Origin of the sequence: Aquiflexum sp. TKW24L (assembly GCF_023502205.1) — a bacterium.
Classification (GTDB): Bacteria; Bacteroidota; Bacteroidia; order Cytophagales; family Cyclobacteriaceae; genus Cognataquiflexum.
The window spans coordinates 99,676-123,645 of the sequence record NZ_JAMFLG010000005.1 but is presented as its reverse complement, the minus strand read 5'-3'; the positions used below and the strand labels follow the sequence as shown (position 1 = coordinate 123,645).

Annotated in this window: 20 protein-coding genes and 1 tRNA gene; 9 read left to right on the top strand and 12 right to left on the bottom strand. The window is 41.4% G+C overall.

Annotated elements, in window-relative coordinates; all coding sequences use genetic code 11:
- Positions 1-89 precede the first annotated feature (89 nt).
- Positions 90-1,298, top strand: coding sequence for a serine hydrolase (locus M3O96_RS05145; RefSeq protein ID WP_249719230.1), 1,209 nt, complete (start codon positions 90-92; stop codon positions 1,296-1,298).
- 268 nt (positions 1,299-1,566) lie between these two features.
- On the opposite strand, the gene M3O96_RS05140 is transcribed toward M3O96_RS05145, so the two are convergent.
- Positions 1,567-2,751 carry a THUMP-like domain-containing protein gene (locus M3O96_RS05140; protein WP_249719229.1) on the bottom strand — a complete coding sequence of 395 codons (1,185 nt, stop codon included), beginning with the start codon at positions 2,749-2,751 and terminating at the stop codon, positions 1,567-1,569.
- 161 nt (positions 2,752-2,912) lie between these two features.
- Positions 2,913-3,902: an aspartate-semialdehyde dehydrogenase gene (locus tag M3O96_RS05135; protein ID WP_249719228.1), complete on the bottom strand. Its 990-nt coding sequence runs from the start codon at positions 3,900-3,902 to the stop codon at positions 2,913-2,915.
- A gap of 188 nt (positions 3,903-4,090) precedes the next feature.
- On the opposite strand from M3O96_RS05135, the gene M3O96_RS05130 reads away from it, so the two are divergent.
- The 3 genes from M3O96_RS05130 (at position 4,091) to scpB (ending at position 8,696) form a co-directional block, all read left to right on the top strand.
- A complete protein-coding gene (locus M3O96_RS05130) occupies positions 4,091-7,423 on the top strand; it encodes a lamin tail domain-containing protein (RefSeq protein ID WP_249719227.1) in 3,333 nt (1,110 codons plus the stop codon).
- 328 nt (positions 7,424-7,751) lie between these two features.
- Positions 7,752-8,135, top strand: coding sequence for a TraR/DksA family transcriptional regulator (locus M3O96_RS05125; protein WP_249719226.1), 384 nt, complete (start codon positions 7,752-7,754; stop codon positions 8,133-8,135).
- Positions 8,136-8,696: an SMC-Scp complex subunit ScpB gene (gene scpB / locus M3O96_RS05120; RefSeq protein WP_249719225.1), complete on the top strand. Its 561-nt coding sequence runs from the start codon at positions 8,136-8,138 to the stop codon at positions 8,694-8,696.
- On the opposite strand, the gene M3O96_RS05115 is transcribed toward scpB, so the two are convergent.
- The 4 genes from M3O96_RS05115 to era form a co-directional block, all read right to left on the bottom strand.
- Positions 8,693-9,358: a SprT-like domain-containing protein gene (locus M3O96_RS05115; protein ID WP_249719224.1), complete on the bottom strand. Its 666-nt coding sequence runs from the start codon at positions 9,356-9,358 to the stop codon at positions 8,693-8,695. The two genes, scpB and M3O96_RS05115, sit on opposite strands and share 4 nt — an antisense overlap.
- Positions 9,359-9,390: 32 nt before the next feature.
- A complete protein-coding gene (locus M3O96_RS05110) occupies positions 9,391-9,606 on the bottom strand; it encodes a hypothetical protein (RefSeq protein WP_249719223.1) in 216 nt (71 codons plus the stop codon).
- 83 nt (positions 9,607-9,689) lie between these two features.
- Positions 9,690-11,003 carry a ribosome biogenesis GTPase Der gene (der, locus tag M3O96_RS05105; RefSeq protein WP_249719222.1) on the bottom strand — a complete coding sequence of 438 codons (1,314 nt, stop codon included), beginning with the start codon at positions 11,001-11,003 and terminating at the stop codon, positions 9,690-9,692.
- An 11-nt stretch (positions 11,004-11,014) separates the two neighbouring features.
- Entirely contained in the window at positions 11,015-11,905 is an 891-nt protein-coding gene (gene era, locus M3O96_RS05100; RefSeq protein ID WP_249719221.1) for a GTPase Era, read from the bottom strand.
- Between the two features lie 116 nt (positions 11,906-12,021).
- On the opposite strand from era, the gene M3O96_RS05095 reads away from it, so the two are divergent.
- Positions 12,022-12,094, top strand: a tRNA-Met gene (locus M3O96_RS05095).
- Between the two features lie 577 nt (positions 12,095-12,671).
- On the opposite strand, the gene M3O96_RS05090 is transcribed toward M3O96_RS05095, so the two are convergent.
- Positions 12,672-13,136 (bottom strand): MaoC family dehydratase, encoded by a 465-nt coding sequence (locus M3O96_RS05090; protein ID WP_249719220.1) that lies wholly within the window; start codon positions 13,134-13,136, stop codon positions 12,672-12,674.
- 48 nt (positions 13,137-13,184) lie between these two features.
- On the opposite strand from M3O96_RS05090, the gene M3O96_RS05085 reads away from it, so the two are divergent.
- The 4 genes from M3O96_RS05085 to dinD all read left to right on the top strand — a co-directional run bounded on the left by M3O96_RS05085 (position 13,185) and on the right by dinD (position 15,920).
- On the top strand, positions 13,185-13,352 hold the full coding sequence (locus tag M3O96_RS05085) for a hypothetical protein (protein WP_249719219.1): 168 nt from the start codon (positions 13,185-13,187) through the stop codon (positions 13,350-13,352).
- A gap of 63 nt (positions 13,353-13,415) precedes the next feature.
- The gene (locus tag M3O96_RS05080) at positions 13,416-14,234 is read left to right on the top strand and encodes a class I SAM-dependent methyltransferase (RefSeq protein WP_249719218.1); all 819 of its coding nucleotides are present in this window, start codon (positions 13,416-13,418) and stop codon (positions 14,232-14,234) included.
- A gap of 6 nt (positions 14,235-14,240) precedes the next feature.
- Positions 14,241-14,936, top strand: coding sequence for a monofunctional biosynthetic peptidoglycan transglycosylase (mtgA, locus tag M3O96_RS05075; RefSeq protein WP_249719217.1), 696 nt, complete (start codon positions 14,241-14,243; stop codon positions 14,934-14,936).
- A gap of 144 nt (positions 14,937-15,080) precedes the next feature.
- Positions 15,081-15,920, top strand: a complete 840-nt coding sequence (dinD, locus tag M3O96_RS05070) for a DNA damage-inducible protein D (protein ID WP_249719216.1) — start codon at positions 15,081-15,083, stop codon at positions 15,918-15,920.
- Between the two features lie 25 nt (positions 15,921-15,945).
- Here the strand turns inward: dinD and M3O96_RS05065 are convergent, their stop codons facing one another.
- The 5 genes from M3O96_RS05065 to M3O96_RS05045 form a co-directional block, all read right to left on the bottom strand.
- On the bottom strand, positions 15,946-17,463 hold the full coding sequence (locus tag M3O96_RS05065; protein WP_249719215.1) for a GH3 auxin-responsive promoter family protein: 1,518 nt from the start codon (positions 17,461-17,463) through the stop codon (positions 15,946-15,948).
- On the bottom strand, positions 17,463-18,200 hold the full coding sequence (gene lptB / locus M3O96_RS05060) for an LPS export ABC transporter ATP-binding protein (RefSeq protein ID WP_249719298.1): 738 nt from the start codon (positions 18,198-18,200) through the stop codon (positions 17,463-17,465). The genes M3O96_RS05065 and lptB overlap by 1 nt, the downstream gene beginning before the upstream one ends.
- 2 nt (positions 18,201-18,202) lie before the next feature.
- Positions 18,203-19,927 (bottom strand): single-stranded-DNA-specific exonuclease RecJ, encoded by a 1,725-nt coding sequence (recJ, locus tag M3O96_RS05055; RefSeq protein ID WP_249719214.1) that lies wholly within the window; start codon positions 19,925-19,927, stop codon positions 18,203-18,205.
- Positions 19,928-20,065: 138 nt separating this feature from the next.
- A complete protein-coding gene (locus M3O96_RS05050; protein ID WP_249719213.1) occupies positions 20,066-20,650 on the bottom strand; it encodes a YceI family protein in 585 nt (194 codons plus the stop codon).
- Positions 20,651-20,764: 114 nt separating this feature from the next.
- Complete coding sequence (locus M3O96_RS05045; protein ID WP_249719212.1) at positions 20,765-23,911, bottom strand: VPS10 domain-containing protein; 3,147 nt, start codon at positions 23,909-23,911, stop codon at positions 20,765-20,767.
- Positions 23,912-23,970: the final 59 nt, after the last annotated feature.

The following is a 23,970-nucleotide window of genomic DNA, read 5'->3' as shown; positions in this document are numbered from 1 at the left end:
ATTTGGGTAAAAACCTGAATATGGTTTACTTGGTGCTAAATGGTATACCTATGACATGTATGTTACAAAAACCAATTTGCCTCTTTCTGATGGGATTTATTTTTTTTTCCTGTTCCCAAAAAGGCCCAGTTCCGTTCGAAGATATTCCGGAAAACTATCCGGTGCTTCGGCAGGTATTGGAACATCCTGAGACGTATAAAGCACAGATTTTGTATACACAGATCGACCGGGATTCTATGGGTAATCCTGTTTTCAAGGATTTCAATATAGGACTTGATGACCAGGTTTATTTTTATCCGGCCAGCACTGTAAAGCTTCCTGTTGCTATTTTGGCTTTGGAGTGGTTGGCTGCTCAAAATATAGAAAGTCTAACTGCTCAAAGCATCATGCTCAGTGATTCGATCAGACCTTCACAAATTCCCGCTTTGGTGGACAGTTCGGCTCAAAACAACCTGCCGAGCATCGCCCATTACATCAAAAAAATCCTCCTCGCCAGCGACAATGATGCTTATAACAGGCTATATGAGCTTTTGGGTCAGGACTATATCAATACCAAGCTCAAAGAAAAGGGACTGAACCAGACCATCATCAACCACCGGCTCAGCATGCCGATGACAGAGGTAGAAAACAGGCATTTCAACCCAATTCGGTTTGTGGATAGTGTGGGAAATGTTTTGATGGAAATCACGGCAAGGGAAACCTCAGAAATCTATGCCAACACAGAAAAGCCTGCCATCGGTAAAGCATACTTTAGTAATGGGGAATTGGTAAATGAGCCAATGGATTTTACTTTCAAGAATAAATTTGCACTGTCAAACCTCCACGGCATCGTCCAAAGGATCATTTTTCCGGAAAATTTTTCTCCAGAGGAAAGGTTTCAGATCAGTGAATCTGACAGGGAATTTATTTTGAAATACATGTCAATGTTGCCTTTGGAAAGTGGCTATCCGAAATATGAATTGCCTGAATTTTACGATAGCTACTCCAAGTTTTTCAAATTCGGAACGGACAAAAACCTCATTCCTGAGCGCTTCAGGATTTTCAACAAAACCGGAAATGCTTATGGGCATCTTTTGGACGGATCCTATTTTGTGGATTTTGAGACGGGAACAGAGTTTTTTGTATCTGCGGTGATTTATACCAATGCCGACGAAACCCTCAATGACGATATCTATGAATATGATTCCATTGGTTTTCCGTTCTTTGCGGAGCTTGGGGAATATTTGTACCAATTGGAATTAAAAAGGAAAAAGGAAAGATCACCAGACTTTTCAGAATTCCGGTTTAGGTACAAATAAATGTTTCCCCCTGATTTCGCGGATCTTCGCAGAAGGAATTGATAGATCATTTGATTTACGGGACATTTCATCTAAATCATCTGCGGGAATAATTTTGTCTAATTTTTTCTCCCGCTGATTTCGCGGACCTGCGCGGAAGGTTTTGAAAGTTCAGTTGGTTATTTGTCCATCGGAATCATCTGCGTCAGTCTGCGTGATCTGCGGAACCAACATTTAAATTCCAGTTTAAAGTGGTCAGAGTAGTTGAAAAATTGATGCAGTATTAAGACTATAACAACCTACAAAAAAACAAGCTAAACTTCTCCCCCACTTTTGTCCCGATCAGAAAGTCCTTTCCGCCGTCTTGCAGCTTGTATTTCTTCTTGAGTTCATCAGCAGATAATGCGTAATTTCTGGTAATGACATTGACTTTTCCCGCAGGGAACAGTTGCTTCAACTCTTTTTTGGGATTGCTGATTTCTTGGATTACTTCGAATATCCTTCCGGGGATTCCATGACTCAAATCCGCACAGGTATACAGATGGGAATTGGGATGGAGCTTTTTCAGTCCAAACCTTTTTCCAAAGCTCCTGAATGCCCCGGCTTTCAAAACCGAAGCATAGGGCTCTATCAGGTATTTACCCACCTCGCCGAATATGCTTTCGCTGGATTCTTCTTCTTCGTAAGTAAAGGAAAATCCCTTTGGACCATTGGACTGCAAATCGACCGCTTGGATTATTCTTTCGGCAGTTTCCCTCCCTTTTTCCCAAAGGAGCAAAACTTCCTTCACTTCATTTTTGACCGAAATGACCCAAACTTTCTGGATATCAGAGATTTCTGAAATAGCCTGTTTGATATCCAACATCGGGGATGCTTTGATCAAATTGGCATTGGACTTCGATTGGAGCAAACCCCAATTGCTGACGATATCCGGTTCGCAATCTGCCAATTTGTACAGCTTCTGATTGTGTTCGCCCCTTCTCGCAGGATCGACATAGATCAGATCAAAAACTTGATTTGATTTGGAAAAATATTCCAAAGAATCACCTTCGATGATCTCAAATTTTCCGGGTTTGAGCACATCAAAATTATGATGGACAATGGCTGCCAATTCTGCGTTTCTCTCACAATAAACCGCATTTTGGAAATTTTCCGCAAGGAAAAAAGTATCTACGCCAAATCCTCCGGTAAGGTCAATCAGCAATTTCCCGCTTACAAGTGTGGCTTTATATCTAGCGGTTTCCTCCGAAGAAGCCTGCTCCAAAGATAGGCTAATGGGGAAGAGGAGCTCTTGATTGGCAGCCCATGATGGCAGTTTGTGTTTGGCTTTTTGGCGGGACTGAATCTGCTGAACAGCCGCCTTGAGGTCAAAATCAGTTTTGCCCGAATAGGCAAAAAGCAATTGTGCAGGATCCTCCGATTGGTGGTCCTGCACAAATTGTTTCAGTGAGGGTGTATATTTTGAAATTGCCATGGCCTGACAAAAATGTGGAATATAACCGGGGCTTCAAAAGCAGAGGATAATTATACCTATTTGCTGAACTGAAAAATCGGACAAATTCACGATCTAAGATCGAATGTTGGATTTGAGATCAATCCACACCCGTCATCAATCATCTGTCCCATTTTCCCTAATCACGCCATGCTGTGTTCCATGAGGTATTCAGCAATCTGGACCGCATTTGTAGCGGCACCTTTTCTCAGGTTGTCAGCCACGATCCACATGTTCAGGGTATTAGGTTGGGATTCGTCCCTTCTCAGTCTGCCTACAAAAACCTCATCTCTCTTGTGTGCCGTCAATGGCATAGGGTAAATGTTGTTGGCAGGATCATCCTGGACGATGACTCCCGGAGTGTTGGAAAGGATTTCTCTAACCTCATTCAAGTCAAAATCCTTATGGAATTCCACATTCACAGCTTCGGAATGTCCGCCCATGGTAGGAACCCTGACCGTGGTGGCAGTCACTTGAATACTATTGTCGTTGAAGATTTTCTTGGTCTCATTGATCATCTTCATCTCTTCTTTAGTATAGCCATTTGGCTGGAAGACGTCGATATGTGGCAATACATTCAGGTCAATCTTATGTGGATACACCATTTCTGCAGGAACACCGGCCCGCTCAGCCATCATTTGGTCGACAGCTGCCTTGCCTGTTCCGGTTACTGACTGGTAAGTTGACACTACAATTCTTTTGATACCATATTTCAGTCTCAAGGGATTCAAAGCCAAAACCATCTGGATGGTAGAACAATTTGGATTGGCAATGATGCGGTCGTCAATTCTCAAATCTTTGGCGTTGATTTCAGGAACCACCAGTTTTTTGCTAGGATCCATTCTCCAGGCAGATGAGTTATCAATCACGATCGTGCCTACTTCCGCAAACTGAGGGGCCCACTCTAAGGAAGTACTTCCACCGGCCGAAAAGATTGCAAAGTCAGGCTTCTCAGAAACAGCCTGTTTCAATCCAATTACCGTGTATTCCTTACCCTTGAAAGTCATCTTTTTACCTGCAGATCTTTCGCTGGCAACAAGGAGTAATTCATCAAATGGAAATTGGTGCTCGTCCAGCACCTCGAGGATTTCTGAGCCTACCAATCCGGTAGCTCCTACAACGGCTAGTTTCATTTTGTTTTGGATTGTTTTTTAAAATTGAACCGCAAATGTAAGGCAAGAATTCTCAATATTGATAGCAAGTCAATAGATAATTGCTTTCTATTCAATAATCCCAATCATTTTTTGAAAGGTTGGAAATTTATCCGACTTAAACGTTTAAAATCGGGATTGACTAAAACCTGCTGTTTATTTTTAGAGATATGGGATCCCGATTTTTTGTCACTTTCGTATTTATAACCTTCTTCTTAAAAGGAATGTTCGGTTGTGAAAAAGCATTTTCCCAAATTCAGGACTTTGAAAAAAGCTTTGCTATCCTCAACCATCCGGAAGAGTTTTTGGAAAATTGGTCAGCCAATGAGGTGAGAAGTACTGCTGCAAGGGTATTTCAGGCAACAGGCGAAGGTTTGCTTGGCTCGAAGGCTTTGGCTGTGCAACCTATCAGTACCTACAATGGGGTGATTTATTTCAAAACAGAAACGCAGGGATTGAATGAACCGAAAATTGCTTTTTTTGCAAAATCAAAACAAAACGGAACAGGAACAAGGCCTGCAAATGTCGAGATTTCATTTGCGCTATCAGTTACAGAAACATTCAAAAACACGATAATTGTAGGTAACACCCAAACTTTTCCCAATCAGAATACCGAGTATCAACTTTTTGAAATTCCTATCCCAGATGTTTTTCATGATTTAGTGGGGCTCGTGGTCAAGATTGAGGTCAAATATGGATTGGGAACAGGTTCTGGGGCCAGATTTTTTATGGATGACTTTGGGATTTTTGAGGGTGAGGATATGATTGGTCCCGTACAGATCAAAAGAGCGAAATTGTCAACTCCCTATTCAGTGGAGGTTGTCTTGGACAGGGAAATTGCATCTATATCCAAGGAACAGATTTCGATCGACCCCTTTTCGGTCGAGGAAGTTTTGTTTTATACTGATTCCTCTTTTGTGGTTTATTCCAATCAGGTGATTGAAAGGGAAAAAATCGCTGTCATTTTGGAAAATCTTCAAGAAAAAAGCGGACGGATTACCGAGATAATTGAATTTGAATTTGATAATTCCAATATCAAAATCGGAAATATTCAGGTAGAAAATTCAGACCAGGTTAAAGTCTGTTTTAGCCAATTTTACCTGCCTGCTTCCGTCAGCCAAACTTCCAATTTTCTGATCAATGGAAAAAATCCCCTCAATGTGGAGTTATTGCCGAGCGAATTTGAAGTCCTGCTGAAACTAGCGGAAGAATTGCCTTTGGACAAGAGTTTTCAAATCCGGGTTTCAAATATTCAGAACCAATCAGGAAAATCCAATCCTGAACCTGAACAAACCAACCTCCTTTACATGGATTTTGTGAAGGAACTTGTTTTGATCGACAACCAAACCATACATATAGAACATCACATTCCTCTAAAACATGAAAATTTGAAATTTGAAATTGAAGAAAAGTCTGATTTTACTTTTGAACTCAATTTTTCCAAACCAGAGGTCATCGAATTGAAAAGCAATCAGCCCTTTGAGGAGAGTTTGACCTACATTCTGAAAATTCCCCCAAGGACAACGGAAAGAGGATATCCCATTTTCGGTTCATCAAGGGATTTTGTTTGGGACATCACGCCGCCCGTTTTGGCGAATGTCATCCCCCTGTCCTCAAATGAGATTTTGGCAATTTTTTCCGAACCCTTGGACATGGTCTTTGCTTCTATTCTTTCTAATTATTATCTCTTGAATCAAAATCCTAGTGCAGTCGTTCTCCAACAAAATGGAACCCAAGCTTTATTGAAATGGAATTTTGATTTTGAACCTGGCAAAGAATATATATTCGAAGTAAATGGTTTGGCAGATCTAAACGGTAATTTTTTAAGCAATCAATCATTCCCTTTTCTTTTTGTCTCTCCTCCCAAACTCAACTTCAAAAACTTTGTGGTCAATGAAATCATGCCAGCTCCGCGCTCAGGAAATTCTCTCCCAAACGTGGAATATGTCGAGATTTTCAATCCCGGTGACCGTGCCATCTTCTTAGGGGGATTCCAGTTGGCCAATTCCAAGCGGAAAACCACGCTTCCCTCTTTCCTTTTGGAACCGGGAAAATATGTAATCCTGACTCCGAGGACCTCGGCTTCTCTGTTTGCGAATTTTGGTTCGGTACTCGGATTAACAAATTGGCCGACTTTGCTCAATTCTGGAGATCAGGTGAAAATCCTTGATCCTGAAAACCAGGTCGTCGACAGCCTTTCCTATACCACAGCCACTTTCGGGGGAAGCACTTTTGCCCAGGGCGGATATAGCCTTGAAATCGTTAATCCATTTTTGGATTGCAATATAGCGACCAACCTGAAGCCTTCAACAGATCCTAAAAGGGGTACTCCAGGAAAACAAAATTCAGTGTTTGAGCAAATTCCCGATTTGATTCCACTCCGGTTTTTGAAATCAACAGTAATAGGGGAGAAGACAGTTGCATTGACATTTTCCAAAATTCTGAATCAAAATACAAGTCAGACATCCTTCGAATTCCGACCCTCCATTTCCATCCGAAGCATCAAAATCGGAAGTAACCCTAATGAATTGGTTCTGGAGTTTGACCAAACTATACAGGAAGGAATTTACTATGAATCCGGAGTTTCCAATTTAAGAGACTGTACAGGAAATCCTTTTGAATCAGACCAAAAAGTATTTTTTGTCATTCCTTCATCTGCTCAACCAGGAGATTTGGTGCTAAATGAAGTGCTTTTTAACCCCAGAACAGGAGCACCGAAATTTGTTGAAATTTACAATGCTTCTCAAAAGTACATTAACCTGAAGGATTGGAAACTAGCCAATTTGAATAGTGATAATGGTATTGCCAATAGACGCGTCCTATTCAGTGAGGAGTATATCCTCCCACCAGGTTCTTTTTTGGTTTTCACCACTGACTCAGAGAAACTCAAACAGGAATATCCTAAAAGCAGGGAAGAAAGGTTTATTGAATTCTCCTCTCTTCCAAGCTATCCCATTTCTTCTGGCAACGTGGTTTTCCTAAATCCCGAAGAATCCTTTTCGGAAGTTTTCAGCTATACAGAGAAAATGCACCACAGGCTTTTGAAAGAACCCAAGGGAGTTTCGCTAGAGAGGCTTTCTCCTTTCCAGCCGATAGATACCCGGGATAATTGGCATTCGGCATCCTTTTCTGAGGGGTTTGCAACTCCAGGATACCGTAATTCAAATGTTTTTGAGGGCAGTGGTCTAATAGGAATTGAAGTAGACCCAAAAGTTTTTGTGCCTGATGCACCAGGAACACAACCTTATACAACAATCAGTTACCAATCTGACCTACCGGGAAAATTGGCGACAATCAGAATTTATGGCATTGATGGGACTTTGATCCGCGAATTATGTCAAAATGCTGTTTGGGGAAATCAAGGATTTTACCTTTGGGATGGGACAAATAGCCGAGGTGCCAAAGTCCGTCCGGGCTACTATGTCATTTGGGTTGAGATTTTTGACTTGCAGGGAAAAGTAGATCAAATCAGGAAAACAGTCGTTGTCGGGACAAAATTTTAAAAATTCTGATTGAATATTCCACAAAATCAGTAATTTAGAAGAAGTCAACTTAATACTCCCGATGAAACCTGATATCGTATCCCAAACCTTGAAAACTTATTTTATCCAAAAAGGTAAAAGCCTGAAGACAATCCAACGTTATCTTAGTATCAAATACAGACTATATTTGGATGAAAAGCTGTTGGAAAAGCGGTTACAAAATCTTCTCTCTCAATAAAAAACAGGTGATAAACTTTTTATAATTTTTGATTTTAAATAGGTAAGTGTATTTTAGGGAACTTTTCAATCACCCCAAGCTGATTGGAAAAAACAATCAAAAGAAAAAGCTATGAATCAAGACGGTAAGACAGCGTATTCTCCTGACGAATTAAAGGAATTTGAGGATATTTTAAGAAGCAAAGTGGCGGTCGCCAAAGAAGAGTTGATGTCTTTGAAGGAAACTCTGAGTAAAAAGAATGACAGTGGGACTGATTTTACAGCTTCTACTTCAAAACTTCTTGAAGATGGCGCAGATACATTGGAAAGGGAAAGCCTAAGTCAATTGGCGGCAAGACAGCAAAAATTCATCATCAACTTGGAAAATGCCCTGGTACGTATCAAAAACGGTACCTATGGGGTATGTGTGGATACTGGAAAATTGATTTCCAAAGAGCGCCTTAGGGCAGTTCCCCATACCATGCATTCCATCGAGGCAAAGCTTGCCAAAAAATAATTGGACTTTTTACCAAAGCATATTGAAGCCCTGATTTTCTGTTCACCATCTCCCTTGGGTATTGAAGAAATTCAAAAATGCCTTACGGAGATGTTTGAATCTGAGGTTCCTGTTGACCATATATTGGAGGCAATAGATGCATTGCATGAAAAATACTCGAATGATGATTTTTCATTCGCATTGGAAAATATCGCAGAAGGCTATCAATTTTTAACAAAACCTGCCTACCAAGCAAGTATTTCCATTCTCCTTAGGCAGCAATCTCACAAACGCCTATCCATAGCGCAATTAGAAACGCTGTCAATCATTGCCTATAAACAGCCGGTGACAAAAACTGAAATCGAGCATATCCGTGGGGTAAATTGTGATTATTCAATTCAAAAGCTTTTGGAAAAAGAACTTGTCACCATCAAAGGCAAATCAGACAGCGTCGGAAGGCCATTGTTATATGGAACAAGTGAAAAGTTTATGGAATATTTTGGGATCAATTCATTGGTTGATTTGCCCCAACCAAAGGACTTCTCGCAGGAAGAAAATCAGATCGGAGAAGAAAAAGCTTAATTCTTTTCGATTTTCTTCACCTCCGCATGTGCAGAGATCAGGTATTTCCTACCTGTATCGACCTCTTGACAAAGAACCCGTGTCCTCCTTGTTGCTTCTTTTTTGAATGCTCTTCCCTTCAATTCAAATACTTCACCGGGTACCAAATCCACCAATAATGAAACGCCATCAGTTTTTTGGCCATCATACTTTTTTACAGCCTTACTCAAAAAAAGGTCAGCTCCTGAACTTGCCTTGGGATTGATAAAATGCCTCTTGAGTGGAATCAAGATATCTTTGGGGAAAACCTGATCGGTAAGCAGTGGGGTCATCAGGTTTCTAAATGCAATTTTCCATTCAGGTCCATGAGGTTTGATATTCAAACCGAATTTTTCAAAAGCCCGAAAATGCGCTACTTCATGTACATAGGTGATCAAAAATTGGAATGGATTCAGGTCGTGGTTGATGGTAATGGTTTGGATTTTCTGATCTCTCCGATACCTGAAATCCCCAAGTTTGGTCTGACGTGTTTTGGTGATGTAAAAATTAAAAGGCAGTTCTTTCCATAAATTCCAGCAATACTCAGCGGCGGGAAGGGGCACGTGTTTTTGAAATGCTTTTAAAAACGCCTGATCTTTATCCATGCCATGAATATAAAACAAAGCAAAAAAAAAGTCCCACATTTCTGCAGGACTTTCTTAAGAGTTGGAAGAAATTAACCTTCAACAACTTCTTTAACTTCTTCAGTAGCACCTTCAACTGCACCTTCTACTTCTTCAGTAGCTTCTTCAACTGTCTCTTCAACAGCTTCTTCAGTCTCTTCGATGACAACTTCTACTTCTTCAGTAGTTTCATCTGTAACTTCTTTGTTTCCGCAAGAAGCAGTGAATAATAAACCTGCTACAGCGAACATTGCAAATACCTTTTTCATAATTTTTTGTCTGGTTTTTTGAATCAGCATGCAAAGGTAATACCATTCATCATATTATCAAGAAGATTCATCAAATTTTATTTTTATTTCTTTTTGTAAGTTATTTTGATCGGCACACCTTCAAAGTCAAAATTCTCACGGATTCTGTTTTCCAGATACCTGTTATATGGATCCTTTATGTATTGAGGAAGATTACAGAAAAATGCAAAAACTGGATTTTTGGTGGGAAGTTGGGTGATGTATTTGATTTTGATATATTTCCCTTTCCAGGCCGGAGGCGGGTATTTTTCAATCTCCGGAAGCATGATGTCATTCAATTTGGAAGTAGGCACCTTTTTGGTCTTGTTTTCATAGACTTTGACCGCCAATTCAATGGCCTGCATGATCCTTTGCTTTTCCTCCACAGAAGTGAAAATGATCGGGATCCACTTGTTTTCACCCAACTTTTCTATCATTTCCTTCTTGATTTTGTCCATGGTTTTATGATCCTTTTCTATCAGATCCCACTTATTGACCATGATGACAATGCCCTTGTTGTTTTTGATACCCAAAGATATCAAGTTAACATCCTGTGCTTCCAAACCTCTTGTGGCATCAATGATGATGATCAGCACATCGGATTCTTCCAAAGTCCTCAAAGATCTCATCACAGAATAGAACTCGATGTCTTCCTTTACCTTCGCTTTTTTGCGGATTCCTGCTGTATCGGTGATGATAAAATCCTGACCAAAGAGTTTGTATCTCGTGTGGATGGCATCCCTTGTGGTTCCTGCTTCATCCGTCACGATGGATCTTTCCTGTCCCAAAAGGGCATTCAGAAAAGAAGATTTACCCACATTTGGTCTTCCCAAAATGGCGATCTTGGGTATGCCGGCATCTGGATCTTCTTCGCCTTCATCAGGGAAATGCTTGATTACCTCATCCAAAAGGTCCCCTGTGCCGCTACCACTTACCGCAGCAATCGGGAAGACATCATTGTCCCCCAATCCCAATCCATAGAACTCTGCCGCCAACATGGATTTCTCCGGACTGTCAGCTTTGTTGGCTACGATGTATATCGGCTTTTTGGAAGACCGGAGTTCCGCTGCAAAATCCTTGTCCAAGTCTGTCAATCCATCCAAGCAGTCTACCACAAAAAGAATCACGTTTGCTTCTTCGATGGCTAACTTGACCTGTTTTCTGATTTCTGCTTCAAAAACATCATCAGATCCGATCACGTATCCGCCGGTATCAATGACTGAAAAGAATTTGCCTCCCCACTGTGCATGGCCATAATGCCTGTCACGGGTCACCCCACTGACATTGTCCTCAATGGCCTTTCTCTCCTCTACCAACCTATTGAAAAAGGTAGATTTGCCTACATTCGGCCGCCCAACTATTGCTACTATATTTGCCATTTTTATATTTTCTATTGGTCGTAACCAAATTTTCTCAATTTATTTTTATCCTTTCTCCAGTCATCTTCCACTTTCACGAATGTTTCGAGGAAGATTTTCTTGTCAAAGAATTTTTCCATTTCGTGTCTCGCCTGGGTTCCGACTCTTTTTAGCGCTTTGCCTCCTTCACCGATGATGATGCCTTTTTGGCTGTCTCGCTCCACATAGATGACTGCCCGGATGCGGATGATATTTTCTTCTTCGAAAAAGTCTTCGATAGAGACTTCAGTGCTATATGGGATTTCCTTTTTGTAGTTGATAAAGATTTTCTCACGGATGATTTCAGAAGCGAAGAAACGCTCGGGCTTATCGGTAAGTTCATCCTTATCATAAAAGGCTTCGTGAAAGGGAAGCCTGTCGAGGATTTCCTGAAGAATGCGCTCGGTGTTAAAACTTTCGGTGGCAGAAATCGGAATAACCGCTTCTGCTTTGATTCTTTGGGTCCAATAGGCTGTCACCGCTTCAAGTTGCCCTTCTTTGGAAAGGTCAATCTTATTGATGACAAGCAGTATGGGAACTCCGGAATGGTTGATCTTTTCAATTACGTCTTCTATTTCCTCGTCGGATTCATATAGATCGGTTACGAAAAGAATCACATCTGCGTCTTCCAATGACATGTGGACAAAACTCATCATGCTTTTGTGAAGCTCGTATTTGGGCTTCAGCATGCCGGGAGTATCAGAGAATACAATCTGATAGTTTTCGTCATTGATAAGTCCCATAATCCGGTGACGGGTGGTCTGTGCCTTGGAAGAGATGATCGAAAGTCGCTCACCGATTAGCACATTCATAAGCGTGGATTTGCCGACATTGGGCTTCCCAATGATGTTTACAAAGCCAGCTTTGTGTGTGTTTTCGGTCATGACAATAATTTTTTTTCTGCAAAGGTACTTGATTTTGTAGAATATGTCCTTACCTTTGTACCACAATTACGGCGAAAGGCTGTTTTCACATAGATTTCTCTAAGAAAAACATATATCGCGGGATGGAGCAGTTGGTAGCTCGTTGGGCTCATAACCCAAAGGTCACAGGTTCGAGTCCTGTTCCCGCTACTCGGAACCAAGCAGAAATGCTTGGTTTTTTTATGGATAACTATCTAGAAATAGTATCCTTTTTTTTGCCTTTTGGTTAAGATTTTAGATGGGGCTGAAAGGTCACAGATTTGACCCGAGATGGCTATCGGGGCTGTTCCCGCTACTCGGAACCAAGCAGAAATGCTTGGTTTTTTTATGGATAACTATCTAGAAATAGTATCCTTTTTTTTGCCTTTTGATTAAGATTTTAGATGGGGCTGAAAGGTCACAGATTTGACCCGCGATGGCTATCGGGGCTGTTCCCGCTACTCGGAACCAAGCAGAAATACTTGGTTTTTTTATGGATAACTATCTAAAAATAGTATCTTTTTTTGCCTTTTGGTTAAGATTTTAGATGGGGTTGAAAGGTCACTGATTTGACCCGCGATGGCTATCGGGGCTGTTCCCGCTACTCTGAAGGATACCAAATGGTATCCATTTTTTATGCTCTAAGAATTCTATAAATAGTATCCTTTATTCCTTATTTGATATTCGGATTCAGGAGAATAGAAGGCTGACCACCAATCCTTCTCTGGTCCTTTAAATCTGATGAGGACTACTCAAAATGATATAAAAACACCAATACGCCTGTGAATGCGGGTTTCTTTTGGTCTTTGATCTCCAACTTCACATTGACTTCAGCTTTTATGGTTCCTCGGAGGTTGACAACATTTTTTAGATTGGCATTGAGTCTGACTTCATTGTTGACCAAGACGGCCTGGGCAAACCTCAAGCTTTCAATTCCATAATTGACCATCATCTTGAGGTTGTTTACTTGGATCACCTGATCCCAAAGGTAAGGCACCAAGGAAAGTGTCAGGTAGCCGTGGGCAATGGTATCCCCAAAAGCACCTTCTTTTTTTGCACGTTCTGGATCGGTATGGATCCACTGATGGTCAATGGTAGCGACTGCAAACTGATTGATCTGTTCTTGGGTAATTTGATGATAGTCAGAGACTCCAAGGTCTTCACCAATATGTTTTTCGAAATCCTCAAAGCTCCCAATCGTAATTTTGCCCATGTATGATGATGTTTTGTAAAATTTAAAGGTAAAAAAATTTATCAGGTGATGGAAACAGATTACAGAAAAGAGAAAAGGAAGTTAGAGATGCCTTCCATGAGTCTAAAATTTTATCTCTTCTCCTCTACCATTTATCCTGACCTCAAGTACTATATGGAGATCCTGACCACCAAACTGAAAAAACCTGTGGTACTCAAAAAAATGGCGAATCCTTAAGTCCTCATGGGTGTTTTAAAATGCGCAATAATTCTTCTTTCTTTGCGAAACAAACCACAAAAAATGAGCGGCGCTACCAGTCCCAAATATATCCACGGCTATCAGGAAACAGAACAGGAAAGACTTAGGGAACAGGCTTTGGTAATTGAGAGACCCATTTATGATTATATTGATTTTTCTGAGGTAAAGGAACTACTCGAAATCGGCAGCGGCGTGGGGGCACAGACTGAAATTCTCCTGAGGAGATTTCCCCATCTTTCTATCACCGGAGTGGAATATGAATCCCGTCAGATTGCCAAAGCCAATGAGAACATAGCCAAAACAGGTTTTGGGAAATATCAGGTGAGATTCGTCCATCAGGATGCCAAAAATCTGAAGCTAGATAGGCAATACGATGGCGCTTTTATCTGTTGGGTTTTGGAGCATATTCCCAATCCTATCGAAGTACTTATCAGCATGAAACCGTTTTTGAAGCCCGGAGCAATGGTTTCTATCACGGAGGTTTTCAACGCCACTTTTTACACTTATCCGATTATACCAGCCATCATGGATTATTGGAAAATATACAATGAGTACCAAGTCCTGATCGGTGGCGATCCGCAGGTGGGGGCGAAACTTGGGGGTTTATTGTCCGAATCAGGATACCGAGATATCAGCCTTAGAAGTGGCGGTTTTCATCTTGACAGCCGCTATCCTGAAGAAAAAAGTACAGTTTTTAACTATTGGAAAAACCTGATGAACAGTGGCGCACCTGCGCTGTTATCAGAGGGATTGATCAATGAAACGCAAATAGAGGAGATGCTTTCAGCAATGGAAGAACTTCAGAATATGCCGAATTCAGTTTTTTATTATAGATTTATCCAAGCCACAGCATTCGTATAGCCCACTATGAAATTCATCAAGAAAATCTTCCGGTTCATTTTTAAACTTGCCCTTTGGTTTTTCATCCTATCCATAGGCTTAACGATTATTTATAGATTTATCCCGGTCCCCATAACACCCTTGATGGTAATCAGACTTTGGGAACAGGCTTGGGACGAAAAGAAAGAAGTCCGGTTATACAAAGATTGGGTTTCTATAGCCAATATTTCCAAACACATGCCCCAAGCAGTGTATGCTGCCGAAGACCAAAAATTCTTGGAACACAATGGCTTCGACTGGAAGGCGATGGAAGAGGCTTGGGAGAAAAACAAAAAAGGTAAGCGCATCAAAGGTGCCAGTACCATCAGTCAGCAAACTGCCAAAAACGTTTTTCTTTGGCCTTCAAGAAACCTGATCAGAAAAGGATTGGAGGCCTATTTTACTTTTTTGATAGAAATCATCTGGAATAAAGAACGGATCATGGAAGTTTACCTGAATGTGATCGAAATGGGTCCGGGGATTTATGGCATCGAAGCAGCGTCACAGACTTTTTATAACAGGCCGGCATCCAAACTCACCCGTCAGCAATCAGCTATGATTGCGGCTGTTTTGCCCAATCCCATTCGATGGTCACCTGTCAAACCTACAGGTTATATCCGTGGGAGACAATCCTGGATTTTGAGGCAGATGAATAACCTTGCGCCGATAGGGTTTGGGAGTTAAAAAAATCGATTTTGGTGTTCAATTTTTGAAAACTGAGTTCCCCTTGGAATTACAGGACTAAGTTGTTGTTTTTATTTTGCTTAAAGGAGCTTGAGTTCAAAGCGAAAAGCCTCAAAAAATCAAAAAGAATAAAATGACGCCCCCATGAAATTCCAAGAAATCAAAAATCTTTTCACGCAATTTGAATCGGCATCATCCGAAATAGAGGGAGTTGAATGCTGGCGTGCCAGAGAACTTCAAAAACTTCTGGGTTATAACAAATGGGAAAATTTTGAAAAAGTAATCCAAAAAGCTAAAAGTGCATGTGAAATTGCGGGTGAATTAATTTCCAACCATTTTCCTGACGTCAGGAAGATGGTGTCAATAGGTTCTGGAGCAGAAAAAGAAATTGATGATATTTTACTTACCCGATATGCGTGCTATCTGATTGCCCAAAATGGCGATAGCCGAAAAGAAGAAATTTCTTTTGCTCAGAATTATTTTGCCGTTCAAACCCGAAGAGCAGAATTGGTAGAGGAAAGACTTTTGGCAAATGAGCGGTTAATTGCCCGGGAAAAACTCAGTCAAACTGAAAAACAACTTTCGGGTATATTGTATGAAAGAGGTGTGGACAGTCAAGGGTTTGCTATAATCAGATCGAAAGGTGATCAGGCATTATTTAGGTTGAACACTCAGATGCTCAAAAAGAAAATGGGTATCCCTGACTCCAGACCTGTGGCAGATTTTTTACCAACAATAAGTATCAAAGCCAAAGATTTAGCTGCGGAAATGAATGGGTTGAATGTCCAAAGCAAGGATTTAATGGGACAAAACAAAATAGAAAAAGAACATATTGATAACAATTCGGCAGTACGAGACATGCTGACTAAAAGAGGGATCATTCCGGAAAACCTACCAAAAGCAGAAGATGTAAAAATACTGCAAAGGAAGTTAGAAGGGGATGAAAAGAAAATTCTAAAGAAATCAAATCAAAAGAAGAAGTGAATTATTGTTTGAGATTGTCCGGATTTCAAAACAACTTCAACACCTCTTCGATATATTCCCTGCTGTTGGAAAGCCTTGGGACTTTGTTTTGGCCGCCCAATTTGCCTTTTGCTTTCAACCATTTTTCAAAAACTCCCTCCTTCACAAAATGGATTTTTGGGGCTGTCAATGCGAGGTCTTTGTATCTCTTGGCATCGTAATCCGAATTGACTTCCCTCAAAGTAGTATCCAAAATCTCGGTAAACTTATCCTGATTGCTCGGCATAGACCTGAACTCGATGATCCACTCATGGGCACCTTTGCTTCCGGAATCTCCGAAATAAATAGGTGCAGCCGTGTAATTGGTGATTGTGGCATTGGTCGCTTCCTCAGCCGCCTGGATAGCTTTATCGGCATTTTCGACGATCACTTCTTCTCCAAATGCATTGATAAAATGCTTGGTCCTTCCTGAGATTTTGATCCGATAAGGAGAAGTATTGGTAAACTTGACTGTATCCCCGATAGCATACCTCCACAGACCTCCATTGGTAGTGATCAGCATCGCATAATTCTTTCCCACCTCCACCGCTGAAAGTGGCAATGCCTTTGGCGATTCTTTAAGGATTTCTTCCATAGGAACAAACTCGTAAAAAATCCCATAATCCAACATGAGCAAAAGTTCTTCAGATTCCTTTTGGTCCTGAATTCCAAAAAAACCTTCTGAGGCATTGTAAATTTCCAAATACCGCATTTTAGAAGATGGAATCAGCTCCCGGAATAGTTTGCGATAGGGTCCAAATGCGACAGCACCGTGAAAAAAAACTTCCAAATTTGGCCAGACTTCAAGGATGTTTTTGGCGTTTTTGAGTTCCAGAATTTTCTGAATCAGGACAATGGTCCAAGTCGGTACCCCGGCGATGCTGACTACGTTTTCATCCATCACCTCATTTGCCATTCGCTCGATTTTGGATTCCCATTCACCCATAAGCGCCACATCCAGACTCGGTGTTCTTGCAAACTGAACCCAAAGGGGAAGATTATGCATGATGACAGCAGAAATGTCCCCAACCTGGCTTTCACTTTCGCCATTGAATGGATTTTTGGAAAGGCTTCCTCCGATACTCAGGCTTTTGCCTGTGAATAGCTTGCTGTCGGGGTAATTGCTCACGTAGAGTGAGAGCATGTCTTTTCCTCCCTTGAAATGACAGTCTTCCAATGATTCTTCCGAAACAGGAATGTATTTGCTCCTGCTCGAGGTAGTGCCTGAAGATTTTGAAAACCAAATGATCTCTGAAGGCCAAAGGACGTTTTGTGTTCCTTTCATTGTCTTCTCGATATAGGGAGTTATCTGTTCGTAGCTATGGATCGGAACTTGTTTTGCAAAATCCCTGTAGGAATTGATTTTTGAAAATTTATACTTTTTCCCAAATTCGGTGTCCTCTGCTTTTTCAATAAGTTCTTTCAGAAGATTTTCCTGAACTTCGATTGGGTTGGTTTTGAAGTTTTCGATCTGACCTATCCTGTTCTTAAAAATCCAGGTCATAAAAGTATTGACTACTTCCATCAGTGAAAAATTTTACGTTTGAGTACAAATTGCTGTCCTAAATAAACTCTCCTCACCTGCTCATCTTCTGCAAGTTCCTCGGCTGTACCTGCTTTGAGCAGTTTTCCCTCAAACATCAAATAAGCACGATCCGTGATCGAAAGCGTCTCATTGACATTGTGGTCCGTGATCAAAATCCCGATATTTTTTGTCTTCAGCTTGGCTACAATCCCTTGGATTTCCTCTACGGCTATTGGGTCCACACCTGCAAAAGGCTCATCCAACAATACAAATTTTGGATCCACCGCAAGGGCGCGAGCGATCTCTGTTCTCCGTCTTTCACCGCCTGAAAGCACCATGCCTAGATTCTTTCTTACATGGGTCAGGCTGAATTCCTCGAGCAGAGTTTCTGTTTTCTCTTTTCTTTCAGCCTTGCTTTTGTTGGTCATCTCCAGTACTGCCATGATATTTTCTTCCACAGACAGTTTTCTAAAAACAGAAGCCTCTTGTGCCAGGTAGCCGATTCCCAATTTGGCCCTTTTGTACATGGGGAGTTTGGTGATGTTCTTATTCTCCAAAAATATCTCTCCCTCATAGGGTTGGATGAGGCCAACGATCATATAGAAAGAAGTTGTCTTGCCCGCACCGTTTGGCCCCAATAATCCCACTATTTCCCCCTGTTGCACCTCCACAGAAATGTTATCGACCACCCTTCGGCCTTTGTATATTTTTACCAGATTTTCTGCCCTAAGCTTCATCATCAATCAAATTTAATATCTTTCACGTACAGTTGTAAACTACTGGTATTCCTAAAGGTATTTTCCCGGATCTCAAAAGCCAGATCAAAGCGCATTTTTCGGTTGAGCATCTTGTAAATGATCTCATCAGGATAAATGTTCTTATCAGCCATTCCAAAAGCTATACAAACTGGTTTGGTTTCCTGACCGTCCTGCACCAAATTGAATCTAAGATGCTTGTCCTTTAATACCCTTACATCTTCAGCGTATACCTGGCTGACACAAAATATTGGTTCTGGATTACCCGGACCAAAAGGCGCCATCTGTTTAAGTATATTGAAAAACCGATAATTGATCTGATCCAATAATATCTCGTCATCGACCTCAAGGACAGGTTTCATGTGGATTTCGTCTATCCTTGCACTGACTACTTCCTCAAATCTTTCCTGAAATGAAGGAACATTGGCTACAGAAAGCGTCAATCCAGCCGCATATTTATGCCCGCCAAATTGTTCAAGTAAGTCGCTGCATTCGCTGATGGCTTCATAGATATCAAAATCAAACACAGACCTTGCGCTGCCTGTGGCTTTGCCATTTGACTCTGTAAGAATGATGGTAGGCCTGTAATATTTCTCAATGCAGCGGGAAGCCACAATGCCAATGACACCTTTGTGCCAATCTTCCTTGAACAAAACAGTGGTCTTCTTATGGCTGATTATTTCCATCCCCTGAATCATGCTTAGTGCTTCTTTGGTGATGTTTTCATCAAAGTTTTTGCGGGCTGCATTTACCGTGTCCACGATCTCTGCCCTTGCAAGTGCATCTTCGAGGTCATCTGAAATCAGTAATTCGACCGATGCTTTGGCATGTTCCAATCTCCCTGAGGCATTGATCCTCGGACCGATTTTGAAGACAATATCTGAAATCTCAATATCCTTATCAATTTTACTCCTTAAGATCAAAGCTTTTAATCCAGGTCTTGGATTGTTATTGATCCTTTCTATACCGTAAAAAGTCAAAATCCGGTTCTCCCCTGTAATCGGCACAATATCAGCAGCAATGCTGACGGCTAGAAGGTCAAGATAGGCCATTACTTTGGCGGGGTCGTCTTTTCGGTAAGCAGAAAATGCCTGAACCAATTTAAATCCCACACCACAACCGCTTAATTCCTTGTAAGGATAATTGCAATCAAGTCTCTTTGGATCCAAAATCGCCACAGCCGGAGGTAAAATATCTCCAGGTGTGTGGTGGTCACAAATGATAAAATCAACTCCAAGTTCTCTGGCCAAAGCCACTTTTTCGATTGCTTTGATCCCACAATCCAAAGAAACTACCAAACTAAAATTATTCTCGGCAGCAAACCGAACCCCTTTGTCAGAAATCCCATATCCTTCTTTGTATCTGTCCGGAATGTAAAAGCTGACATGAGGGTAAAAATGCTTCAGAAATCCATAAAACATAGCCACAGAGGTAGTCCCATCCACATCATAATCTCCATACACCAAGATTTTTTCTTCTCTTTGGATGGCTAAGGCCAATCTTTCCACTGCCTTGTCCATGTCCTTCATCAAATAAGGATCGTGCAACTTATCGGGGTCTGGTCTAAAAAAATCTTTGGCCTTCTGAAAAGTATCTACCCCTCTATTGACTAGCATATTGGCTAAGGTCTGGTTGAGGTTGATTTCTTTCCCCAGAGTTTCAACGGCCTTTGGATCTGCTTTTTCTCTGATTATCCATTTATACTCCATTTGGCTAAATTACTAAAGTGTTTGCCTTTAATATCGAAGCCATCACCAAATATTTAGGAAAATTAACAACCCATGCAGGTAAAAAAGAAAAAACCCAATACCTGTCAAGGTATTGGGTCTATTGCATAGGGTTTGATATTAATTCATTGCTACCAATTTGACATCCAAAGTGACATCGTCATAAATCAGCTTGTCAGCCAAGTCTTCAAAATAACTACCTGAGCGGTATTTGATATCATATTTGGTTCTGTCAAAAGTGATGGTGCCTGTTGCAGTGATTTTATTGCCTGCGACCTCTACTTTAGCGGGAAAAGTGACAGGAGCGGTGATGCCTTTGATAGTCAGGTCTCCCGTGATTTCGTAATCTTTGCCGTTGGAGGATTTAGCCTGCTTGACAACAAATTTTGATTTATTGAATTTCTCCACTGAGAAAAAGTCATCAGACTTCAAATGGTCAGTTAACTTTTTGTTGGAACCTGCATCGGTGATGTCTTCAACAGTCAGTGCAGTCATGTTCATTTCGAAGGAACCGCCGGTGATTTTTCCATTGGCATAATCAAGTTTGGCATCAGAAAATGGCACTTTGCCATAATGCTCTCCGGTTACTTTCTTCGCTTTCCAAGTAAGGGTACTTTCAGAAATGTTAACTGTAGCCGGGACAGGGCTATCCACAAAAGCGACTACTGAAGTCAACAGAATAATTAAAGAGGCAATGATTTTCATAATGTGTAATTGTTTTGGTTTGGAGAAAATGTAAAAGAGAGGTTTTAAAACCCCTCTTTTAGACGACTTTGAAAGCAAAAAGTTTAATTGCGATTTATTTTTTTATTGCTAAGGTCATTCGATAATCACAGCGGGAAGATTCTGCGCCTTAAATTTTTCATTGTATTGCCAAATATCATTTTTAATTAGGAGTTTCAAATCCGATTTATATCCCGCCCACTCTTCGTCCAAATCAACCAAGCGCTGCTTGGAACCGGCCGTCAATCTTGGGTCATGCACATCGACGGTACTCCTTAAGTCAAAGTATTGGGCATTTAATTGACTTGGGAAATTGATGACATCCTGGAAATTTCCCTGACGGGTTTCTACGAGTTTTGCTTCCCAATCAACCAATTTTTGGATCAAATCCTCTCCCGCCTGATAGAGTTCTTTGGCATCTTCTTTTTCTTTCAACAAAGAATTATGATGTTCTAGCTGACTTTTGACTTTCCTCATGTCATTCACGGATTGGTGGATATCGGTTATGGATAAAGCTGCTTTTTCAAGCAACTCCTGTTGATCCTTCCAATGTTGGGAGCTGATGTTTTTGAGATTTGGATCCTGTACCACCTCTATTTCGGTTTCGGATATGGCCCCATTATAACTTAGCTTTGCTTTGTATTTTCCCGGAGCTACGCGGTGGCCGCTATAATCACCATAGACAAAGGCATTGGGTATGTCCAATAAAGTTTCACCTCTAAAATTCCATGCAAACCTGTTCAATCCTTTTTTGGAAGGAATCACCTGTTCGGGTGAAGGCCCGCCGGAGAAAGGCTTGAAACTCTCATCCTTTATCGAAGAATAAGACCGGATGACCTTGCCTGACCCGTCCATGATTTCAAGTGTCACTTCCATTGAATCCGCTTTTTCGGGCAAATAGTAATCCAAGATCACGCCCGAAACAGGATTTTCACCGATTCCGGGAGGAAGATCCATCCAAGAAGGAATGTATCCTTCATATTTGTAGGTTGGCTTTGGGGTATAAATTTTCAAGCTTAAGAAATTACCTTTGGACTGCTGCAGGGCACTCAAGTCATCCAAAATCCAAAATGCCCTTCCTCCAGTAGAAACAACCATGTCATTCTCAGCAAAAGCGATGTCTGTAACCGGAACTACAGGAAGATTCAATTGAAGTTTTTGCCAATTTGACCCGCCATTGAAGGAAACATAAAAACCCCTCTCTGCTCCTCCATATAAAAGGTCTTTCACTTTTCGGTCCTCTCTTATCACCTTGATAAAATCATCTTTGTCAACTCCTGCATCTATTTTGGACCAGGTTTTTCCATAGTCAGTAGTTTTGAAAGACATATTGGAAAAATCGTTGAACTTGTAGCGCGTGGCGGCCACAAATGCCGTTCCTTTTTCATGAGGAGAAACTTCTATAGATTGGATAAGGCTTTCGGGTAACCCCGCAGGGGTAATGTTTTCCCAGGTTTTTCCACCGTCCTTGGTGATATGGACCAGACCACAATCACTCCCGGTATAGATCACTCCTTTTTCATGGATAGATTCTATGACATAGCTTAAGGTATTGTAGTTTTCTCCGCCTGCGCCTTCATTGGTGATCGGTGCGCCACCCGGTCCTTGTTTTGATTCCTCATTTCGCGTGAGGTCAGGGCTGATTTCTTCCCATGATAGGCCTCCGTCAGTAGTTTTGAAAAGAATATTTCCACCATGATAGATGGTGTTGTAATCATGCGGAGAAGCTATTACAGGCGCATTCCAATTGAAACGATACCTCATATCCTTGGCATCATAGGCCAAAATATTGGCGGGATATTGACGGATATCTTTGCTGTGGCCGTTTTGGGTATCCAAAACATCAATCAAACCCTGATAACATCCCCCATAAAGCATGACAGGATTTTTGGGGTCAAAAGCAATAAAAGCCGATTCGCAACCCGGACCGATAAACCAATCCTTATCTGTCAATCCGATGTAATTGTTCCTACTGGCGATGACCAGGGAAGTATTGTCCTGTTGTCCGGCATAAACCTTATAAGGAAAACCTGCATCCACATTCACCCTGTAAAATTGGGCAGAAGGCTGATTGTCCTGAGTGGACCAACTTTTGGCACCATCATAAGTAATCTCAGCACCACCATCATCTCCCAAAATCATGTTCGCTGGATTTTTGGGATTGATCCAAAGGTCATGCGTATCGATATGTCTGACAGGTACTACCGTGAAATTTTTTCCTCCATCTATGGATTTGGTCAAGGGTGAATTGAGGACATAGACCACATCGGCATTTACTGGGTCAGCCGCCACTTCCATATAATACCAAGACCTTGAAGTCAACAATTGGTTGTTGGTCATATGTGTCCAAGTCTCGCCTCCATTATCCGAGCGATAGACTCCGGCTACCGATTTCTCTGCTTCCACAATGGCAAAAACCCTATCTGAATTGGCCCTTGAGACACTGACACCGATTTTCCCCATTTCCGTCGGAAGGCCAGTATTGATTTTTGCCCAAGTATCTCCACCATCTACAGATTTCCAGATGCTACATCCTGCACCGCCACTTTGTACCTGCCAAGGCAATCTGCGGTATTCCCATGTAGCGGCGTATAAAATCCTCGGATTGTTGAAATCCATACTCAAGGATGAAGCTCCCGTATTTTGATCCACATACAATACCTTGGTCCAGGTATTGCCCCCATCAGTACTTTTATAGATCCCCCTTTCCTCACTCGGTCCATGTGCCGCACCCTGAGAAGCCACAAAAACAATATCAGGATTATTGGGATGGATGATGACATCTGAAATATGCCGGGTCTTTTCCAAACCCATGTTTTTCCAGGTTTTACCGCCATCTGTAGACTTGTATATGCCATCTCCAAAAGAGGTCATCACTCCACGGATCGCATGCTCGCCCATGCCAACGTAGATCACATTTGGATCGGATTCACTGACAGCGATATCTCCCACAGTACCGGTCTTGAAAAAACCATCTGAAATGTTGTGCCAGGAAATTCCTGCATTATCGGTTTTCCAAAGGCCGCCACCTGTGTAGCCTACAAAAAATACCTGATCATTGTTGGGCACTCCTGAAACGGCATTAGACCGGCCTCCTCTAAAAGGCCCAATGTTCCTCCATTTGAGTCCTTGATACATTTCCGCATCAAATGCCGGGGCAGGCGGAGGAGTGGATTTTCCTCTTTGGGAAAAAGAAGGAAAAGACATGAGCAGCATCATGCCAAATAATATTAGTTTTTTCATTCTATCGTATGGTTGATTGGTGTTTTTGAATTTGGTGAAAAAAATTTAGAAAATATAAT